The sequence below is a fragment of the Streptomyces fumanus genome, assembly GCF_014655295.1.
GTDB classification, from domain to species: Bacteria; Actinomycetota; Actinomycetes; order Streptomycetales; family Streptomycetaceae; genus Streptomyces; species Streptomyces fumanus.
In genome coordinates this window covers 98,574-116,575 of the sequence record NZ_BNBI01000006.1, presented here as the reverse complement: position 1 = coordinate 116,575, position 18,002 = coordinate 98,574, and the positions used below count along the sequence as shown (strand labels likewise).

The following is an 18,002-nucleotide window of genomic DNA, read 5'->3' as shown; positions in this document are numbered from 1 at the left end:
CTGCGGGGACGTTGACACACGGGAGCCGATGTCACATTCCGGGCGGCGGGACCGTCGTAGCAGCAGGAGAAGCAGCAGCAGAGCAGCAGAACCCGAGCCAAGGGAGTGTGCCCCCCATGCACCGCATCACCGTCATCGGTGGTGGCTTCGCCGGACTCACCGCGGCCGTCACCGCCGCCGAGGCGGGCGCCAAGGTCACCCTGTACGAGGCCCATCACACCCTCGGCGGCCGGGCGCGGACCGCCGAGGGACCGTACCGGACCAACGAGGGCCCGCACGCCCTCTACAACGGCGGCCCGCACTGGGCCTGGCTCCGCCGGCGCGACCTCATCGGCCCGCTGGCGCTGCTGCCCCCGCTGGAGGGGACCCGGCTGCGGTTCCGGTACCGGGACGCGCTGCGCCGCGTCCCGCCGCCCGCGATGCTGAAGCTGCTGCGCCGCCGGGTCGGCCCCGCGCCCGTCGGCACCGACTTCCTGACCTGGGCCACCGGGGTGGCCGGCGAGGAGGCCGCCCGCGTCGCCGCCCACTACTGCGCCGTCGCCCTCTTCCACCACGACCCCGGCGCGCTGTCCGCCGCCTTCGTGCAGGAGCGGCTGCGCCGGGCCGCGAAGCTGCCGCCCGAGGCGCACTATCCGCGCGGCGGCTGGTCGGCGCTGATCGACCGGATGGCCGCCCGCGCCTGGAACCTCGGGGTCCGGGTGGAGACGCGCTCCCGGGTCGACGCCCTGCCCACCGGCGCCCCGGTGGTCGTCGCCACCTCCCTGGACGCCGCCCGCCAACTGCTCGGCGACGCCACGCTGACCTGGCCCAGCGGCCGTACCGTCCTGCTCGACCTGGCCGTACGGACCCGGCGCGGGGACGCGTTCGCGGTCTCCGACCTGGACGCGCCGGGCTGGATCGAGCGGTTCACCGCGCAGGACCGCACCCTGGCACCGGCGGGCGAGCAGCTCCTCCAGGGGCAGATCCCGATCGGGCCGGACGAGCCCAGGGCGCTCGGCACGGCCCGTGCCGAGCGCCTGCTCGACCTGGGGTTCCCGGGCTGGCGGGAACGGGTCACCTGGCGGCGGGAGGCGGTGGCGCAGGGCCGTACCGGCGCCGTCGACCCGCCCGGCACCACCTGGCGGGACCGGCCGGCCGTGGACCGGGGCGACGGGGTGTACCTGGCCGGGGACCAGGTCGCGGCGCCGGGGCTGCTGTCGGAGGTGTCGTTCAACAGCGCGCTGACCGCGGTCTCCCTGGCACTGGGCCGGCACGAGCTTGACCTCAAGCATGCTTGAGGTCGTTGGCTGGGGCGTACGACGTCACCCCAGGGAGCCTTGATGCACGCCATCCGTCTGCACGCCTTCGGCCCGGCCGAGAACCTGGTCTACGAACCGGTCGAGGACCCCGAGCCCGGCCCCGGCCAGGTCCGGATCGCCGTCCGCGCGGCGGGCGTCCACCTGCTGGACACCGCCCTGCGCGAGGGCCACCAGGGCCCGGCCCCCGCGCCGCCGGTCCTGCCCACCGTCCCCGGCCGCGAGGTCGCGGGCGTGGTCGACGCCCTCGGCGCGGGCACCCCGGGCGACTGGCTCGGCAAGCGCGTCGTCGCCCACCTCGGCTTCGCCCCCGGCGGCTACGCCGAACTCGCCGTCACCGACGCCGCCCGCCTGCACGAGATCCCCGGCGGCCTGGACTTCGCGGCGGCCGTCGCCATGATCGGCACGGGCCGTACGGCGATGGGAATCCTCCAGTTCGCCGAGCTGGGCCCGGACTCGGTGGCCGTCGTCCCGGCCGCCGCGGGCGGTATCGGCACGCTGCTCGTGCAGTACGCCAAGCACGCCGGCGCCACCGTGATCGGACTCGCGGGCGGCCCGGAGAAGACGGCCCGGGTCGCGGCGAACGGCGCCGACCTGGCCGTCGACTACACGGCCCCGGGCTGGCCGGAGAAGGTCCGCGCCCACCTCGGCGGGCGGGCCGCCACCGTCGTCTTCGACGGCGTCGGCGGCGACGCGGCCCGCGCGTGCGTCGCCCTGCTCGGACCCGGCGGCAAGCACCTCGTCTTCGGCTGGTCCGCGGCGGGCCTGCACGACGGCGAGCCCTACCTCGTCGACGGCGTCTCCGAACAGGTCCTCGGCCCCGTGATGCTGGGCCGGGCCGGCGGCCCCGACCCCCTGCGCACCCTCGAACTGCGCGCCCTCGCCGAGGCCGCCGCGGGCCGGCTGGTCCCCGCCGTACAGCGCTTCCCGCTCTCCGAGGCCGCCGCCGCGCACCGCGCGCTGGAGGGCCGCCGCACCACCGGAAAGGTGATTCTCGAACCATGACCGACGCGGAACGAAGCCCCCTCGGCGCGGATGCGGCCGGCCCCGGACCGTGGTCTGCTGGCCAGGTGGCTGCCCCCCGGACCGGTGAGCCGGTCACGCCCCCGGACACCGATCCGCGCCGCTGGTGGGGACTGGTGGTGATCGCGCTGGCCCAGCTCATGGTCGTGCTCGACGCGACCATCGTGAACATCGCGCTGCCCTCCGCCCAGCGCGACCTGGGCATGAGCGACGGCAACCGGCAGTGGGTGATCACCGCCTACACGCTCGCCTTCGGCGGACTGCTGCTGCTCGGCGGGCGGATCGCCGACCTGGCGGGCCGCAAACGCGCCTTCGTGACCGGCCTGATCGGGTTCGCCGCGGCCTCGGCGCTCGGCGGCGCGGCCAACGGCTCCGCGATGCTGTTCGGCGCCCGCGCCCTCCAGGGGGTGTTCGCCGCAGTCCTCGCGCCGGCCGCGCTGTCCCTGCTGACGACGACGTTCACCGACCCCAAGGAGCGCGGCAAGGCGTTCGGCATCTACGGCGCGCTGGCGGGCAGCGGCAGCGCGATCGGCTTCATCGTCGGCGGTGTCCTCACCGAGTACCTCGACTGGCGCTGGTGCCTGTACGTCAACGTCCCCATCGCCGCCGTCGCCGTGATCGGCGCGCTGGTCCTGCTGCACGACCGGCCGGTGCGCGGCGGCGCCCGGCTCGACGTCCCCGGGGTCCTGCTGGGCTGCGGCGGCCTGGTCGCGCTGGTCTACGGCTTCAGCGAGGCGGAGTCCCGCGGCTGGTCGGACCCGCTGGTCCTCGGGCTGTTCGCGGCCGCGGCGGTGCTGCTCGCCGGGTTCGTGTGGTGGCAGGGCCGGGCACCGATGCCGCTGCTGCCGCTGCACGTGCTGCGGGACCGGAACCGGGCCGGGTGCTTCCTCACCATGATGCTCGCGGTGATCGGCATGTTCGGGCTGTTCCTGTTCATGACGTACTACCTCCAGGTCGTCCTCGGCTACTCGCCGGTCCGCACCGGGCTGGCGTTCCTGCCGCTGACCGTGGCGATCGTCATCGGCTCGACGCAGATATCGGCCCGGCTGCTGCACCACGTACCGCCGCGGCTGCTGATGGTGCCGGGCATGGTCCTGGCCTCCGGCGGCATGGTGATCCTCACCCGGATGACCGTGCACTCGGCGTACACGACGGAGATCCTGCCCGCGCTGCTCCTGATGGGCCTCGGCATGGGCCTCACCTTCATGCCGGTCTTCGCCACGGCGACGGCGGGCGTCGCGCCCCAGGACGCCGGAGTGACCTCGGCGACCGTCAACACCTCCCAGCAGGTGGGCGGCTCCATCGGCACGGCCCTGCTGAACACCATCGCCACGACGAGCAGCGCGACCTACGTCACCGCCCACCTCACCGACCCGTCCCACCGGAAGGCGGTCGTCCGCGAGGCCGTCGTCCACGGCTACACGGTCGCGATCTGGGTGGCGGCGGGCATCATGCTGCTCGCGGCGGTGGTCGCGGGCACGCTGGTCACGGCCCGAGCCCCGCGCCACGGGCCGCCTGCGGGGGCGGTGGGGTAGCTGCGGGCGGGTGGGGGCTGGTCGCGCAGTTCCCCGCGCCCCTGAGGGCGTGCACTCCCCGGCGCGGGGGAGCGAACCCGCCTAGGGGCGCGGGGAACTGCGCGGCCGGCCCACCACCCGCCCGCGGACGACCACGCCCGTTTATTCGGGTGACCCGGCCACCCCGCGCCGGTAGCGTCGCCGGGTGTGATCGACGTACCGGAAGCTCTCGCGGTGAGTCAGGCCAAGTACAACGGGGCGGCGGGACGGGCCTTCGTCGCCGCGCTGCCGGGGCTGGCCGCCCGGTACCTCGACCAGTGGGAGCTGGTGCTCGATGGACCCGCCATGCACGGCTGGGCCGCGCTGGTGCTGCCCGTCGTCCGCGCGGACGGCCTGCCGGCCGTGCTGAAGCTCCAGATCCTGGACGACGAGACCGAGGGCGAACCGGTCGCCCTCGCCCGCTGGGACGGCGACGGGGCGGTCCGGCTGCTCGACCACGACCCGGCCACCGGCACGATGCTGCTCGAACGCCTGGACTCCGCCCGGCCGCTCGGCCGCGTCCAGGACTCCCGCGAGGCCGTGCTGATTCTCGCCCGGCTGCTGGCCCGCCTCACCGCCGTCCCCGCCCCGCCGGGTCTGCGCGACCTCGGGGACATCGCGCGGGGCATGCTGGAGCGCACGCCGTGGGCGCTCGCCCGGATTCCCGACCCTCAGGCGCGGCGGCTGGTCGGGGACTGCGCCGCCGCCCTCCGCGAGGTCGCGGACGAACCCGGGGACCGGCTGCTCCACTGGGACCTGCACTACGACAACGTCCTCGCCGCCGACCGCGCGCCCTGGCTCGCCATCGACCCCAAGCCGCTCTCCGGCGACCCCGGGTTCGACCTGATGCCCGCCCTGGACAACCGCTACGACCCCGCCGAGACCCGCTGGCGCTTCGACGCGCTGACCGACGTCCTCGGCCTGGACCGGGAGCGGGCCCGCGCCTGGACCCTGGGGCGGGCCCTCCAGAACATCCTGTGGAACCTGGAGGACGGCGATCCGGTGGAGCGGGAGCAACTGGAGATCGCCCGGGAGCTGTTGACCGGGCGCGTCACCACCCCCCGTACCGGCTGACCACCGGGAACGGCCGGATGTCGGCCTTCCCGGTCGGTGCCTTCCCGGTCGGTGCCTTCCCGGGCGGGCCTTCCCGGTCGGTGCCTTCCCGGGCGGGCCTTCTCGGGCGGGCCTTCCCGGGCGGGCCTTCCCAGTCGTGCCTTCTCGGGCGGGCACTCCCGGGCGGGCACTCCCGGTCGTGCCTTCCCGGTCGTGCCTTCCCGGGCGTGCCTTCTCGGGCGGGCACTCCCGGGCGGGCCTACCCGGTCGTGCCTACCCGGGCGGACCTTCCCGATCGTGCCTTCCCGGTCACCCCGCCGGTCACCCCGGTACGGCCGTCCCCTCCCGCCCCAGCGCGTCCCGCAGCTCCGCCCGGCGCCGTATCCGCAGCTTGCGGTAGGCGCTGGTCAGGTGGGTCTCCACGGTCCGCCGGGCGAGGTGCAGCAGGTCGGCAATCTCCGCGTTGGTCCGGCCGTCCGCCGCCAGCCGGGCGATCCGGCGTTCGCTCACCGTCAGGGCGTCCGAGCCGGTGCCGGGCACGGCGGTCCGGCGGGCCCCGCTCTCCCGCAGCGCCGCACCGGCCAGCGCGGCCCACCGCACGGCACCCGTCCGCTCGGCCCGCTCGGCGGCCTCCCGCAGCGCGTCCCGGGCGTGGGAGAGCTCCCGCACCGCGAGGAACTGCCTGCCCTGTGCGATCAGGGCGGGGATCAGCTCCAGGTCGGTGCCGGGGGCCGCCCGCAGCATGCGCACCGCCTCGGCGGCCAGGTCCAGGCCGCGCCGCCCGCCGGTCGCGGCGCCCAGCACCCGCAGGGCGCGGCCCACCGTGCGCGGGGTGTCCCACACCCGGGCCAGGCGCAGTTCCTCCTCGGCGAGGGCCACCGCCTCCCGGGTCAGGCCCGCCGCCAGTTGCAGCTCGGCGGCCGCGGTGCGCCAGGGGGTGACGACGGGGCTGACCACGTCCCGGGCGGCCTGCCGGCGCCCGCACTCCAGGAAGTCGTGCAGCGCCCCCGTCGGATCGCCCTCGGCGGCCCGCAGCACGCCCCGCGCGTAGAGGAAACGGTTCAGCTCCCAGTGGTCCGGCGCCCGGCTCAGGTCGAAGCCGTCCGCGGCCCGCCGCGCCTCCGCGAGCCGCCCGGTGTGCACGAGGGCCAGCACCCGGTGGGCGTCGGTGTTCGACGGCCCGGGCGCCGCGCGGAGGTCCGTGCCGTCCGCGAGGACCTCCAGCAGCCGGTGCAGGTCGCCGCGCGCGGCGGCGATGTCGGCCCGGGTGCTGACCAGCGCGTGGTGCATGGGGTGCAGCAAGGACCGGCGGTGCAGGGCCAGTCCGCGTTCCACCAGCCGTTCCGCCTCGCCGAGTTCGTCGGCCCACTGGGCGACGGCGGCGGCCGTGCCCAGCAGGAAGGGCTCGGCGAGCGGGTCGGCGGGCTCGGCCAGCAGGGCGCGTATCCGCTCCATCGCGTCCCGGGCCGGGATCAGCCCGGCCGTGGCCGCGTACCGCACCAGCAGGGCCTGTCCGGCGGGGCCGACCTGGTCGGGCGAGTGTTCGGCGGCCTCGCGCAGCCACCGGTACGTCTCCTGCCGCTGCCCCTGGTCGTGGTCGGAGAGCAGCGCGGACGCGGTCCGCACGGTGCGGGCCGGTTCGGGGTGCCCGGCCAGGCCGCCCTCGGCGCGGCGCAGCACCCGCAGCGCCGTGCGCACCTCCCCGTGGCCCGCCAGCGCGGTGCCCAGGGCGACGGCGGTACGGACCCGGTCGCGCGGCTCGGCGGGCAGGTGCAGGGCCTCGGCCAGCCGCGCGATGGCGGAGGCGGCGCCGGCCGATACGTACTCCAGGGAGCCCAGTTCGGTCAGCAGCCGTTGCCGCAGGCCGGCCGGCAGCGGCTCGTCCAGGGCCCGGCGGAGATAGCCGACGGCGGCCTCGGGGCGGCCCTCGTCGACGGCGAGGGTCGCCGCGTCGCGCAGCACGCGCAGTGCCCAGGGGCGGCCGACCGGACCGGCGCGCAGCACCTGCCGGGCGACGGTCTCGACGCGTGCGCCCCGGCGGAGCATCGCGTGCGCGGCCTGCCGGTGCGCGGCCCGCCGACGGGCGGCCGGCCAGCCCGTGAGGACGGCGTCCCGCAGCAGCGGGTGGGCGTAGCGGGGGCGCCCGGCGGCGTCCGGGCGCAGCAGGCCGAGCCGGGTCATCGCGGTGAGCCAGCCGGTCACCCGGTCCGGGTCGGCGCCGGCCGTCTCGGCGAGCAGCTCCGCCGGGTCGAGGTCGCCGCCGGGGGTCCGGGTCTGTTCCAGCGCGGCGAGCGTCCGGGCCACCTCGGCGGTGGCCGGCCCGGCGTTCTCCAGCCACCAGGCGACGGCCGCCGGGTAGGCGCCGGGGTACAGCGCGGCGCAGGTGTCGGGCACGGGCTGCCCCGGGGTGCCGTGCAGGTCCTCCAGCAGGGCGTGCAGCAGCAGCGGGCTGCCCGCGGCGGCCCGTACGCAGTCCGCGGTCCGTACGCGGTCCGCGGTCCGGTCGGGGCCGGCCGGCGGGCGGACGGCGCGGACCAGAGCGGCGGCCGCCTCATCGCCGAGCGGGGCGATGGTGCGGGTGCGCACCAGGGACGGCGGCAGGGTGTGGGTCAGCCCGGCGGGCGGGGGGTCGATGTCGTACTGGCTGCGCTCGGTGACGACCAGCAGCAGCGCCGACCGGTCGACCCGGCGGGCCGCCTCCACCAGCCAGCGGCGCGAGGCGTGGTCGGCGAGGTGGATGTCGTCCACGGCGAGCAGCACGGGGCCCTCGGCGGCGTACCCGCACAGCGTCTGCCAGAGCCTGCCGCCCTCGCCGGGCTTGGGGCAGGCGAACCCCAGGGCGGGCGCGAGGAGCTGGCCGACCGTGGACAGCGGCACGCCGGTCTCCTGCGGGGAGCAGCGGGCGCGCAGCACCCGGATGCCGCGGTCCTCGGCGTACGCGGCGGCGGCCTCCAGTACGGCGGTGCGGCCGGTGCCGGTGGCACCGCGCAGCAGGACCAGCCGCCCCGAGCCGCCGCGGACCCGCTCGGCCTCGGCGGCCAGCAGCGCGAGGACGTCCGCGCGTTCGCGCAGCGGTTGGGCCATGACTGCCTCCATCCCTTTCCCCTCCTGTCCTGTCCTCGGGGCTCCGCCGGGGTGGCCGCGCTGTTCTCGTGGTGTGTCTCGTGGTTCTCAACGATTGCCCGCGCCGCCGGGTTCAGCGGAGTGTGGGACACATCCGTCCGTCTACCGGCCGCGCCGGACGGCGGGCCCGTGAACAGGGGGGAAACGCTTGTCCAGCACCATGCGGACCGGAACGGACACCGGCGCCGCCGCCACCGGGCGCCGGGTGCCCGTGACGGTGCTCGCCCGGGACCCGATCAGCTTCGAGGGCGCCGCCGGACAGTTGCGCCGGCACCCGGAGATCGACCTGCGCGAGGAGTCCGGTCCCGGCACGGTCGCGCTGCTGGTCGAGGACGCCTTCGACGAGGCCGCGCTGATCCGGCTGCGCCGGCTGGCGCGCGGCGAGGAGGCGCGGACCGTCCTGGTGGTGAGCACGCTCCGCGAGAACGAGCTGCTCGACGTCGTCGAGTGCGGGGTCGGCGCCATCGTCTGGCGCCAGGAGGCGACCGCCGACCGGCTGGCGCGGGCGGTGCTGGCCGCGGCCCGGGGCGACGGCGATCTGCCCGCCGACCTGGTGGGCCGGCTGATGAGCCAGGTCGGCTCGCTGCACCGGGGCACGTCCGGCCGGCCGGGCACGCCCGGCACGGTCCTCACCCCCCGCGAGGTGGACGTCCTGCGCCTGGTCTCCGAGGGCCTGGACACCGGGGAGATCGCCCGCAAGCTGTCCTACTCCGAACGCACCGTCAAGAACGTCATGCACGGCCTGACCAAGCGCCTCCACCTGCGCAACCGCGCCCACGCCGTGGCCTACGCCCTCCGGGAGGGCTACCTCTGACCGCGGGTCTCCGGCGCCCCGCGGCGGTACGACGCGACGGCCCCCGCCTGCGACAGGCGGGGGCCGTTTCCCGTACCGGAGCCCCCTGTCGGATTCGAACCGACGACCTACGCATTACAAGTGCGTTGCTCTGGCCAACTGAGCTAAGGAGGCGTCGCGCGCCGGTCGGCGCGGAGGCTGCTCCACTGTACACAGAGCCCGTTTCCCCGGGCCACGAAGTCGCGGGGTCCCGAAGTTCACATGCCCGCGGGTACTGACAGACCAGGTGAACGCGGGGTACGGTCCTGAGCCAGTTCACCTGTGTGGCCTACACCAGGCGCGAACCTCCACAACTGAACATCCACGGACACCACCACGGGGCGACCCGTCGTGGCACCGCCTTCCTACAACGGATCGTCCGGCACGTTCCTGCCGGTAGAAGGGGGCCCATCACCATGGCCACTGTCACGTTCGACAAGGCGACCCGGATCTACCCGGGTTCCACCAAGCCCGCCGTCGACCAGCTCGACATCGCGATCGAGGACGGCGAGTTCCTCGTCCTCGTCGGACCCTCCGGCTGCGGCAAGTCCACCTCCCTGCGCATGCTCGCGGGCCTGGAGGACGTCAACGGCGGCGCCATCCGCATCGGCGACCGCGACGTCACCCACCTGCCGCCGAAGGACCGGGACATCGCCATGGTGTTCCAGAACTACGCCCTGTACCCGCACATGACGGTCGCGGACAACATGGGCTTCGCGCTGAAGATCGCCGGCGTCAACAAGACGGAGATCCGGCAGAAGGTCGAGGAGGCCGCGAAGATCCTCGACCTCACCCAGTACCTGGACCGCAAGCCGAAGGCGCTCTCCGGCGGTCAGCGCCAGCGCGTGGCCATGGGCCGCGCGATCGTGCGTGAGCCGCAGGTGTTCCTCATGGACGAGCCGCTGTCCAACCTGGACGCCAAGCTGCGCGTGTCGACCCGTACGCAGATCGCCTCCCTCCAGCGCCGCCTGGGCATCACCACCGTCTACGTCACCCACGACCAGGTCGAGGCCATGACGATGGGCGACCGGGTGGCCGTGCTGAAGGACGGTCTGCTCCAGCAGGTCGACACCCCGCGCAACATGTACGACAAGCCCGCGAACCTGTTCGTGGCCGGCTTCATCGGCTCCCCCGCGATGAACCTGGTCGAGGTGCCGATCACCGACGGCGGCGTGAAGTTCGGCAACAGCGTCGTCCCGGTCAACCGCGACGCGCTCAAGGCCGCCGCCGACAAGGGCGACCGCACGGTGACCGTCGGCGTCCGCCCGGAGCACTTCGACGTGGTCGAGCACAACGGCGGCGCCGCCTCCGTCCTGTCGAAGGACAGCGAGGACGCCCCGGCGGGCCTCGCGGTCTCCGTCAACGTGGTGGAGGAGACCGGCGCCGACGGTTACGTCTACGGCACGGTCGAGGTCGGCGGCGACACCCGCGACCTGGTGGTCCGGGTCAACAGCCGGTCGGTGCCGGAGAAGGGCACCACGCTGCACGTCGTGCCGCGGCCGGGCGAGACCCACGTCTTCTCGACCTCCACGGGTGAGCGTCTCTCCGACTGACACCCGCCGGGGCGGGATTTCACCCGTGCTGACGAAAGGGGCCTCGCGGCGCTGCCGCGGGGCCCTTCCCGTTGTCGATAAATACCCCGGCACATCGGACATTTCGAGCCGTGTTCGTCAACGCGTTACCCACCACGAGTCGCTTTCTCATCCCCCGAACCGGTGACTAAATGTCGCCAAATCATTACCGGGCGCTACTCTCGCTCGCGTGAAGCACTCCGTGAAGCACTCCACCACCCCTCAGACGCGACGCGGCCGGGGCCCCGCCCACCGGATCGGCCGTTCGCTCGCGCTCGTCCTGCCCGTCGTCCTGGTGCTCTCCGGGACCCTCGCCGTCACCCGGGTCAACTGGTCGGGGGACCCGTCGCACTCGGTGCTCACCGCGTCGGACGCCGCCGCCCCCGAGGCGTCCTCGCCCGCGGCGGCCCGCGCCCCGCACGAGGTGCTGCGCGACCGGCTCCTGACCGAGCTCCAGGAGGAGGACCCGGGCGTCGCCCTGACCCACCTCCAGGAGGCCGTGCACGACCGCCCGTCCCTCGCCAAGCACTGCGCCTCCCTGGCCCGCGCCCTGGGCCGCGCCGCGGTCCGGGTGTACGGCCCCACCCGCGCCCAGTCCTACGCCCGCCCCGTCTGCGACACCGCGTTCGCCTCCGGCGTCCTCGCCGCCCACGGCTGATCCCGTGCGGGGGCGGCCACGTACAGTTCGGGCATGACCGATCCGAGCGTTGCGTCCCGCCGCCCCGTCCAGGCCGTCGTCCTGGCCGGCGGACAGGGTTCCCGGCTGCGTCCGTACACCGACGACCGGCCCAAGCCGATGGTCGAGATCCCCGGTACGGGGACGCCGATCATCGGCCATCAGCTCGCCTGGCTGGCCGACGAGGGCGTGACCGACGTGGTGGTCTCCTGCGGCCATCTCGCCGAGGTGCTGCAGAAGTGGCTGGAGACCGCCGACCTGCCCCTCTCCGTCACCACGGTCGTGGAGACCGAGCCCCTCGGCCGCGGCGGCGGCCTGCGGTACGCCGCCGCGCACCTGCCGCACCCGGACCGGCCCTGGTACGCCACCAACGGGGACATCTGGACCCGTTTCTCGCTGCGCGACATGGCCGACTTCCACACCGAGCGGGACGCCGTCGCGACCCTCGCCCTGGCCCGGCCCCGGCTGCCCTGGGGCGCGGTGCAGACGGACGGCTTCGGGCACATCAGCGACTTCATCGAGGCGCCCCCGTCGACCTTCGAGATCAACGCGGGCGTGTACGTCTTCTCGCCCGCGTTCGCCGCGCTGCTGCCGGAGCGCGGTGACCACGAGCGGTCGACGTTCCCGCGGCTGGCCCGGGAGCGCAGGCTCGCCGGTTTCCCGATCCCGCAGGGCTCCTACTGGCGGGCGATCGACACCGCGAAGGACCTGACGGAGGCCGCGAAGGAACTGGCCGCCCTCGCCCGCTGAACCACCCCTGGCATCTGAAACACCCCTGGCATACGGAGAGAAGGGGGCCCGCACCGGTCGGTGCGGGCCCCCTTCGCGTCGGGCGCGGGGGCGCCGACCCGCCGGGCACGGGGGCGCCGACCCGCCGGGCGCGGGGCGCTGACCCGCCGGGCGCAGGGGCGCTAGCCCAGCAGGCCCCCCACCAGGCCGGGCCGGCCGGGGTCGGTCGCCCCGCCGCCGTCGCCGCTGCCCGTGCCGGTCCCGGAGCCGCTGCCGCCGCCGCTGGTGCCGCTGCCACCGCCGCCGGTGGTGCCGCCCCCGGTGCTGCCGCCGGTGCCGGTGGGCCCGGCGCTGCTGCTCGGGGCCTGCTGGGCCGGCGCGGTCTGCCGGGGCGGGGTCTGGCCGCCGCCCGTGCTGCCCTGGGTCTCGCTGGGCGTACCGGCGGTGGCGGTGCCGCCGGTCTCGCGGGTGCTGCCGGGGGCGGTCGCCGTGGCGCCGTCGGGGCCGGTGGTGCCGGCGGTCGCGCCCTGGCTGGGCGAGGCGGTCGCCGCCGGGCTGCTGGACCGGCGCTCGCCGGGCTCCTGGGGCAGCGGGGAACCCGGCAGTTCGTTGCGCGGGGACTCGCCGGGCCCGGGGACGACGATCCGGTCGGCGTCCCGCACCGCGCCGCCGAGCAGCGAGCCCACCAGGAGGGTGACGCCGGTGACCAGGAAGGTGACGAGGGCGCCCCGGCGCAGCACGTACCGGCGCAGGTCCCACAGGTCGGCACGGGGACCGAGCCGCCGCCAGGCGCCCCCGGCGAGCCGGCCGTCGACGGAGTACACCGGGGCCCCGGCGATGATCAGCGGGGACCAGGCGGCCAGGTAGATGATGTCGGGCGCGTCGTAGGCGGGGACGCTCTTCCAGCTCACGGTGAGCAGCAGCGCGGCCGAGAGGCCGGCGCCGATGACGGCGGCGACCCGCTGCCAGCAGCCCAGCACGGTCAGCACCCCGACGATGACCTGGAGGAAGGCGATGACCAGGCCGGAGCCGACGGGGTGGGCGAGCGCGAACTGCCGCAGGGGTTCGGCCACTTCCCAGGGGTGCAGGGTGTTGAGCCACTTGACCATGGAGCCGCGCTCGCCGCCGTCGAAGTAGACGGGGTCGCAGAGCTTGCCCATGCCGGCGTAGGTGGAGATGCAGCCGAGGAAGACGCGCAGCGGCAGCAGGACCACGCCGAGGTTCATGCGGCGGCCGGGGTAGTAGGCGTGCCGGGCGGGGTCGTCGGCGGTGCGGCCGCCGCCGTCGGGGTCGGTGTCGTCGTCGAGGTCGTCGTAGTCGTCGAGGTCGGGGTCGGCCGCGTAGTGCTCGCCGGGGTAGGCGGGCTCGTCGTAGGCGCCGGTGACGGTGCGCATGGCGGGCAGCAGCCGGGTGCCGTCGGGGCTGCCGTGGGTGCGCTGGGCGCCGACGACGGGGGTTTCGAGGGTCTGGGTGGTGAGCGGGTCGTCGTGGCCGCCGTAGCCGCCGGGGGGCCCGACGCGGGGGATGACCTGGGTGGCGCCGGGGTCGGCGGCCGGGTCCGTGGCCGGGTCCTCGGCGGGCCGGCCCGCTCCGGCCCGCACGGCCTGCAGCAGCCGGTGGGCACCGGTGTCGTCGGGGGCGGACCGGCCGCTCCAGACGACGGCCCGGCGGCGGGCGGGCGCGGGGGCGGCGGGGACGCGGGCGGGGTCCTGGGTGGCGCTCAGGTGCCGGGCGATCCGCGGGGACCGGGTCCGGCCCGTCGAGGCCCCCAACTGCACGCGGAAACTCGCGTGGTTGACGATGACCTGGGCCGGATCGCTCGGCACCTTCACCATGCTCAGCGCGGGAGCGTCGTCGATTCCCGACGAGCGGTCCCCCGTGGGAGTGCGGGGTGTTCTGGTGTCCACACTCATCTAACCGAGTGACGTGACGTTAGGACACTGCCTTGACCGCCCCGATCTGTCCGGACCGCGTCAAGATCAGGGTTGTTCCGCTCCCGCGCCGGATGCCGGGTCAGGACCGCCGGCGGGCCGCCTCGTAGAGCACGACGCCCGCCGCGACCCCGGCGTTGAGCGACTCGGCGCCGCCCGGCATCGGGATGCGGACCCGGAAGTCGCAGGTCTCGCCGACCAGCCGGGACAGGCCCTTGCCCTCGCTGCCGACGACGATGACGACCGGCCCGTCCAGGGCCTCCAGGTCGCCCAGCTCGACCTCTCCGTCGGCGGCCAGGCCGACCACCACGAGGCCGGCCTTCTGGTACTGCTCCAGGGCGCGGGTCAGGTTGGTGGCGCGGGCGACGGGCGTACGGGCGGCGGTGCCGGCCGAGGTCTTCCAGGCGCCGGCGGTCATCCCGGCGGCGCGCCGCTCGGGCACGACGACACCGTGGCCGCCGAAGGCGGTGACGGAGCGGACGACGGCACCGAGGTTGCGCGGGTCGGTCACCCCGTCCAGGGCGACGATCAGCGGGTCCTGGCCCTCGTCGGCGGCGGCGTCGAGGAGGTCCTCGGGGTGGGCGTACTCGTACGGCGGGACCTGGAGGACCAGGCCCTGGTGGTTGAGGCCGTTGGTCATCCGGTCCAGCTCGGGGCGGGGCGCCTCCATGAGGTTGATCCCGCCGCGCTCGGCGGCCAACTGGAGCGCCTCGCGGACCCGCTCGTCGTTGTCGATGAACTGCTGGACGTACAGCGTGCTGGCGGGCACGCCCTCGCGGAGCGCCTCGACGACCGGGTTGCGGCCGACGACCAGCTCGGAGGTGCTGCGGCCGCCGCCGCGCCGGGCCTGCGCGCGTCCGGTGGTGCGGCGGACCTTGGCGTTGGCGGCGCGCTGCTTGGCGTGTCCCTTGCGCATCTCGGCGGGGGGCGTGGGCCCCTTGCCCTCCAGGCCCCGGCGTCGCTTGCCGCCGCTGCCGACCTGCGCGCCCTTCTTGCCGGACATGCGGCGGTTGTTCGCGGCCATGAGTTACGTGTCTCGCTCTCGTGTGGGGTCCCTCGCGGGGTGTTACGTCTTATGCAGTGTGCCGCCCGGCGGCCCGGACGGCACAGTCGATCAAGCGGGGGTCAGCGGGTGCCGAGGCTCCACCGGGGGCCCTGCGGGCTGTCCTCGATGACCAGCCCGGCCTGGCCCAACCGGTCGCGGATGGCGTCGGCGGTGGCCCAGTCCTTGCGGCCGCGCGCCGCTTCCCGCTGGTCCAGGACGAGGCGTACGAGGCTGTCGACGACGTCGTGCAGGTCCTCGCCGGTCTCTGGGTCGCCGGCCCAGCGCGGGTCGAGCGGGTCGAGCCCGAGGACGCCGAGCATGGCGCGCACCTCGGCGAGCCGGGCGACGGCGGCTTCCTTGTCGTCGGCGGCCAGCGCGCTGTTGCCCTGGCGGACGGTGGTGTGGACGACGGCGAGCGCCTGGGGGACGCCGAGGTCGTCGTCCATGGCCTCGGCGAAGGCGGGCGGCACCTCGGCGGCGGGCTCGACGGGTCCGGCGAGTTCGGTGACGCGCTGGACGAAACCCTCGATGCGGGCGAAGGCGGCGTCGGCCTCGCGCAGCGACTCCTCGCTGTACTCGATGGTGGAGCGGTAGTGCGGGGTGCCGAGGTAGTAGCGCAGGACGATGGGCCGCCACTGCTTGACCATCTCGCTGACGAGCACCGAGTTGCCCAGCGACTTGGACATCTTCTCGCCGCTCATGGTGACCCAGGCGTTGTGCACCCAGTACCGGGCGAAGGCGTCGCCGAAGCCGTGCGCCTGGGCGATCTCGTTCTCGTGGTGCGGGAAGATCAGGTCGATCCCGCCGCCGTGGATGTCGAACTCCTCGCCCAGGTACTTGTGGGCCATGGCGGAGCACTCCAGGTGCCAGCCGGGCCGGCCGCGCCCCCAGGGCGTCTCCCAGCTCGGCTCGCCGGGCCGGGCCGCCTTCCACAGCGCGAAGTCGCGCGGGTCCCGCTTGCCGGTCTCGCCCTCGCCCGAGGGCTGGCGCAGGTCGTCCAGGTCCTGGTTGGACAGCGACAGGTAGCCCGGCAGGGAGCGGACGTCGAAGTAGACGTTGCCCTCGGCCTCGTAGGCGTGGCCGCGGTCGATCAGGCCGCGCATCATCTCGACCATCTCGGTGATGTGGCCGGTGGCGCGGGGCTCGTAGGTGGGCGGCAGGCAGCCGAGGGCGGTGTAGGCGTCGTCGAACGCCCGCTCGTTCTCGTAGCCGATGGACCACCAGGGGCGGTCCTGTTCCGCCGACTTCTTGATGATCTTGTCGTCGATGTCGGTGACGTTGCGGATGAACGTGACCTCGTAGCCGCGGTGGGCGAACCAGCGGCGCATGATGTCGAAGTTCAGCCCCGACCGGATGTGCCCGATGTGCGGGGCGGCCTGCACGGTGGCACCACACAGGTAGATCGAGACACAGCCCGGGACGAGCGGGGTGAAGTCACGGATCTGCCGGGCGCTGGTGTCGTACAGCCGAATAGTCACGCCTCCAGGGTAGTGGTCCACCGCCTGTGCCCCGCCCCCGCGTCCGGAAGGGCCACGGTTTCGTGACATAGCCGTCCGGGGCGGGGGCGGGGCGGGCGTACTACTCGCCGGGCGGGGGCGGGACGTATTACTCGCCGGGCGGGGCCGTCTGGACGACCAGGGCCGTGGCGACGGCCATCAGGCCCTCGCCGCGCCCGGGGAAGCCGAGCCCGTCCGTGGTCGCGCCCGACACGGTCACCGGTGCTCCCGCGGCCTCGGACAGCACCGCCTCCGCCTCGGCCCGCCGCTTGCCGATCTTGGGCCGGGGGCCGACGACCTGCACGGCCACGTTGCCGATCTCGAAGCCGGCCGCGCGCACGATCCGCGCCGCCTCGGTCAGCAGGGTCACGCCCGACGCGCCCGACCACTGCGGGCGCCCGGTCCCGAAGTGCTGCCCGAGGTCACCGAGCCCGGCGGCGGAGAACAGCGCGTTGCAGGCGGCGTGCGCGACCACGTCCGCGTCGGAGTGGCCGGCCAGCCCGGTCCCCTCCCCCTCCCACTTCAGCCCGGCGCACCACAGCTCGCGCCCGTCCTCGAAGGCGTGGATGTCGGTGCCGATCCCGACCCGGGGCAGCGGCGTCCCGGTGAGGGCGTCAGAAGCCATCGTTGAGCCTCCTGCGCGCCAGGACCGCCTCGGCCAGCACCAGGTCCAGCGGCCGGGTGACCTTGAACGCCTCCTCGTGCCCCGGCACGGCCACCACCGTCAGCCCGAGCTGCTCGACCATGCTCGCGTCGTCGGTGACGTTCTCGGTCACCGTCGCGTGCGCCCGGACCAGCACCGCGCGGTCGAACCCCTGGGGGGTCTGCACCGCCCGCAGCCTGGCCCGCTCCGGGGTGCCCAGCACGGGCTCCGGCTCGCCGGGCGTACCGGCCGGCTCGACCTCCTTGACCGTGTCGGCGAGCGGCAGCGCCGGCACCACCGCGGGCGCGCCCGCGCGGACCGCCTCGATCACGGAGTCCACGGTGTCGACGGGCACCAGCGGCCGGGCCGCGTCGTGCACCAGGACGACGTCGTACTCCGGCGGCAGCGCGTCCAGCCCGAGGCGTACGGACTCCTGGCGGGAGGCGCCGCCGGGGACGACGGTGACGTCGGTGCGCTCGGGCAGGGAGTGGGCGGCGAGCAGGCTCTTGACCTCGGTGGCCCCGTCGGGCGGTGCCACCACGACGACCAGGGAGACCGCGCGGGAGGCGGCCATCGCCCGGACGGCGTGGACGAGCATCGGCGTACCGCCGAGCGTGCGCAGCGCTTTGGGGGCGCCCGGCCCGAGGCGTACGCCCCGGCCGGCCGCGGGGATCACGACGGCGGTACGGGCCCCCGGGGCGGCGTGCGCGGGGGCATCCGCGGGCGAGGGACGGGAAACGTCAGACATCGGTTCCTGTCAGGTTTGTGTGCTGGTCCGGCGTGGGTATGGCCCTGGGAGTGCCGGGCGCGACGCCCTGACCGGACCCTTTCCGTGACCCTGGTCGAGCCTGTCGCCCGGCCCGGCACCGCAGGACCCGGGGGCTTCCCCGGGAGGAGCGTACGGACCACGTCCGGGTATGGACATGCCGCAGCGCCCGGCGACGGCAAAGACGTCATCGGGCACCGCGGCATTTCACGTGCTGTACCGGTTCCGGTGGCGCACCAGCTTCTGATGGTGGACCGGAGCGGGTG

General features: G+C 75.1%; 14 protein-coding genes and 1 tRNA gene. 8 read left to right on the top strand and 7 right to left on the bottom strand.

All coding sequences use genetic code 11. The annotated features are described in order from the left end of the window. Positions 1-107 precede the first annotated feature (107 nt). From IE316_RS14735 to IE316_RS14720, 4 genes are all read left to right on the top strand, one after another. Positions 108-1,277 (top strand): FAD-dependent oxidoreductase, encoded by a 1,170-nt coding sequence (locus tag IE316_RS14735; RefSeq protein WP_373311191.1) that lies wholly within the window; start codon positions 108-110, stop codon positions 1,275-1,277. A 42-nt stretch (positions 1,278-1,319) separates the two neighbouring features. After that, positions 1,320-2,300, top strand: coding sequence for a zinc-binding dehydrogenase (locus IE316_RS14730; RefSeq protein WP_190204761.1), 981 nt, complete (start codon positions 1,320-1,322; stop codon positions 2,298-2,300). 65 nt (positions 2,301-2,365) lie between these two features. Next, a complete protein-coding gene (locus IE316_RS14725) occupies positions 2,366-3,853 on the top strand; it encodes an MFS transporter (RefSeq protein WP_229910398.1) in 1,488 nt (495 codons plus the stop codon). A 186-nt stretch (positions 3,854-4,039) separates the two neighbouring features. Next, on the top strand, positions 4,040-4,945 hold the full coding sequence (locus IE316_RS14720) for an aminoglycoside phosphotransferase family protein (RefSeq protein WP_190204759.1): 906 nt from the start codon (positions 4,040-4,042) through the stop codon (positions 4,943-4,945). Positions 4,946-5,245: 300 nt separating this feature from the next. Here IE316_RS14720 and IE316_RS14715 read toward each other — a convergent pair whose 3' ends face one another. Next, complete coding sequence (locus IE316_RS14715; RefSeq protein WP_190204758.1) at positions 5,246-8,008, bottom strand: AAA family ATPase; 2,763 nt, start codon at positions 8,006-8,008, stop codon at positions 5,246-5,248. A 199-nt stretch (positions 8,009-8,207) separates the two neighbouring features. On the opposite strand from IE316_RS14715, the gene IE316_RS14710 reads away from it, so the two are divergent. Continuing rightward, positions 8,208-8,861 (top strand): helix-turn-helix transcriptional regulator, encoded by a 654-nt coding sequence (locus IE316_RS14710; protein ID WP_190205079.1) that lies wholly within the window; start codon positions 8,208-8,210, stop codon positions 8,859-8,861. 79 nt (positions 8,862-8,940) lie between these two features. On the opposite strand, the gene IE316_RS14705 is transcribed toward IE316_RS14710, so the two are convergent. Next, positions 8,941-9,014: transfer RNA gene (locus tag IE316_RS14705), tRNA-Thr, on the bottom strand. 281 nt (positions 9,015-9,295) lie between these two features. Here IE316_RS14705 and IE316_RS14700 point away from each other — a divergent pair. The 3 genes from IE316_RS14700 (at position 9,296) to IE316_RS14690 (ending at position 11,876) form a co-directional block, all read left to right on the top strand. Further along, positions 9,296-10,432, top strand: a complete 1,137-nt coding sequence (locus tag IE316_RS14700; RefSeq protein WP_190204757.1) for an ABC transporter ATP-binding protein — start codon at positions 9,296-9,298, stop codon at positions 10,430-10,432. 220 nt (positions 10,433-10,652) lie between these two features. Next, positions 10,653-11,108, top strand: a complete 456-nt coding sequence (locus tag IE316_RS14695; protein ID WP_190205078.1) for a hypothetical protein — start codon at positions 10,653-10,655, stop codon at positions 11,106-11,108. A gap of 33 nt (positions 11,109-11,141) precedes the next feature. Then, positions 11,142-11,876, top strand: a complete 735-nt coding sequence (locus IE316_RS14690; protein ID WP_190204756.1) for a nucleotidyltransferase family protein — start codon at positions 11,142-11,144, stop codon at positions 11,874-11,876. A 161-nt stretch (positions 11,877-12,037) separates the two neighbouring features. Here IE316_RS14690 and IE316_RS14685 read toward each other — a convergent pair whose 3' ends face one another. The 5 genes from IE316_RS14685 to ispD all read right to left on the bottom strand — a co-directional run bounded on the left by IE316_RS14685 (position 12,038) and on the right by ispD (position 17,718). Further along, on the bottom strand, positions 12,038-13,768 hold the full coding sequence (locus IE316_RS14685; RefSeq protein WP_190204755.1) for a DoxX family protein: 1,731 nt from the start codon (positions 13,766-13,768) through the stop codon (positions 12,038-12,040). Positions 13,769-13,868: 100 nt separating this feature from the next. Continuing rightward, on the bottom strand, positions 13,869-14,810 hold the full coding sequence (gene rlmB, locus IE316_RS14680; RefSeq protein WP_190204754.1) for a 23S rRNA (guanosine(2251)-2'-O)-methyltransferase RlmB: 942 nt from the start codon (positions 14,808-14,810) through the stop codon (positions 13,869-13,871). A gap of 101 nt (positions 14,811-14,911) precedes the next feature. Continuing rightward, entirely contained in the window at positions 14,912-16,309 is a 1,398-nt protein-coding gene (cysS, locus tag IE316_RS14675) for a cysteine--tRNA ligase (protein WP_190204753.1), read from the bottom strand. A gap of 127 nt (positions 16,310-16,436) precedes the next feature. After that, positions 16,437-16,952, bottom strand: a complete 516-nt coding sequence (ispF, locus tag IE316_RS14670) for a 2-C-methyl-D-erythritol 2,4-cyclodiphosphate synthase (protein WP_190204752.1) — start codon at positions 16,950-16,952, stop codon at positions 16,437-16,439. Then, the gene (ispD, locus tag IE316_RS14665; RefSeq protein ID WP_190204751.1) at positions 16,942-17,718 is read right to left on the bottom strand and encodes a 2-C-methyl-D-erythritol 4-phosphate cytidylyltransferase; all 777 of its coding nucleotides are present in this window, start codon (positions 17,716-17,718) and stop codon (positions 16,942-16,944) included. The genes ispF and ispD overlap by 11 nt, the downstream gene beginning before the upstream one ends. Positions 17,719-18,002 lie beyond the last annotated feature (284 nt).

What these genes read in the sequence shown, in the direction of transcription:
- IE316_RS14700 (WP_190204757.1), top strand. Translation starts at nt 9,296, where the DNA reads ATGGCCACTGTCACGTTCGACAAGGCGACCCGGATCTACCCGGGTTCC.
- IE316_RS14730 (WP_190204761.1), top strand. Translation starts at nt 1,320, where the DNA reads ATGCACGCCATCCGTCTGCACGCCTTCGGCCCGGCCGAGAACCTGGTC.
- ispF (WP_190204752.1), bottom strand. Translation starts at nt 16,952, where the DNA reads ATGGCTTCTGACGCCCTCACCGGGACGCCGCTGCCCCGGGTCGGGATC.
- IE316_RS14715 (WP_190204758.1), bottom strand. Translation starts at nt 8,008, where the DNA reads ATGGCCCAACCGCTGCGCGAACGCGCGGACGTCCTCGCGCTGCTGGCC.
- IE316_RS14690 (WP_190204756.1), top strand. Translation starts at nt 11,142, where the DNA reads ATGACCGATCCGAGCGTTGCGTCCCGCCGCCCCGTCCAGGCCGTCGTC.
- rlmB (WP_190204754.1), bottom strand. Translation starts at nt 14,810, where the DNA reads ATGGCCGCGAACAACCGCCGCATGTCCGGCAAGAAGGGCGCGCAGGTC.
- IE316_RS14710 (WP_190205079.1), top strand. Translation starts at nt 8,208, where the DNA reads ATGCGGACCGGAACGGACACCGGCGCCGCCGCCACCGGGCGCCGGGTG.
- IE316_RS14685 (WP_190204755.1), bottom strand. Translation starts at nt 13,768, where the DNA reads ATGAGTGTGGACACCAGAACACCCCGCACTCCCACGGGGGACCGCTCG.
- ispD (WP_190204751.1), bottom strand. Translation starts at nt 17,718, where the DNA reads ATGTCTGACGTTTCCCGTCCCTCGCCCGCGGATGCCCCCGCGCACGCC.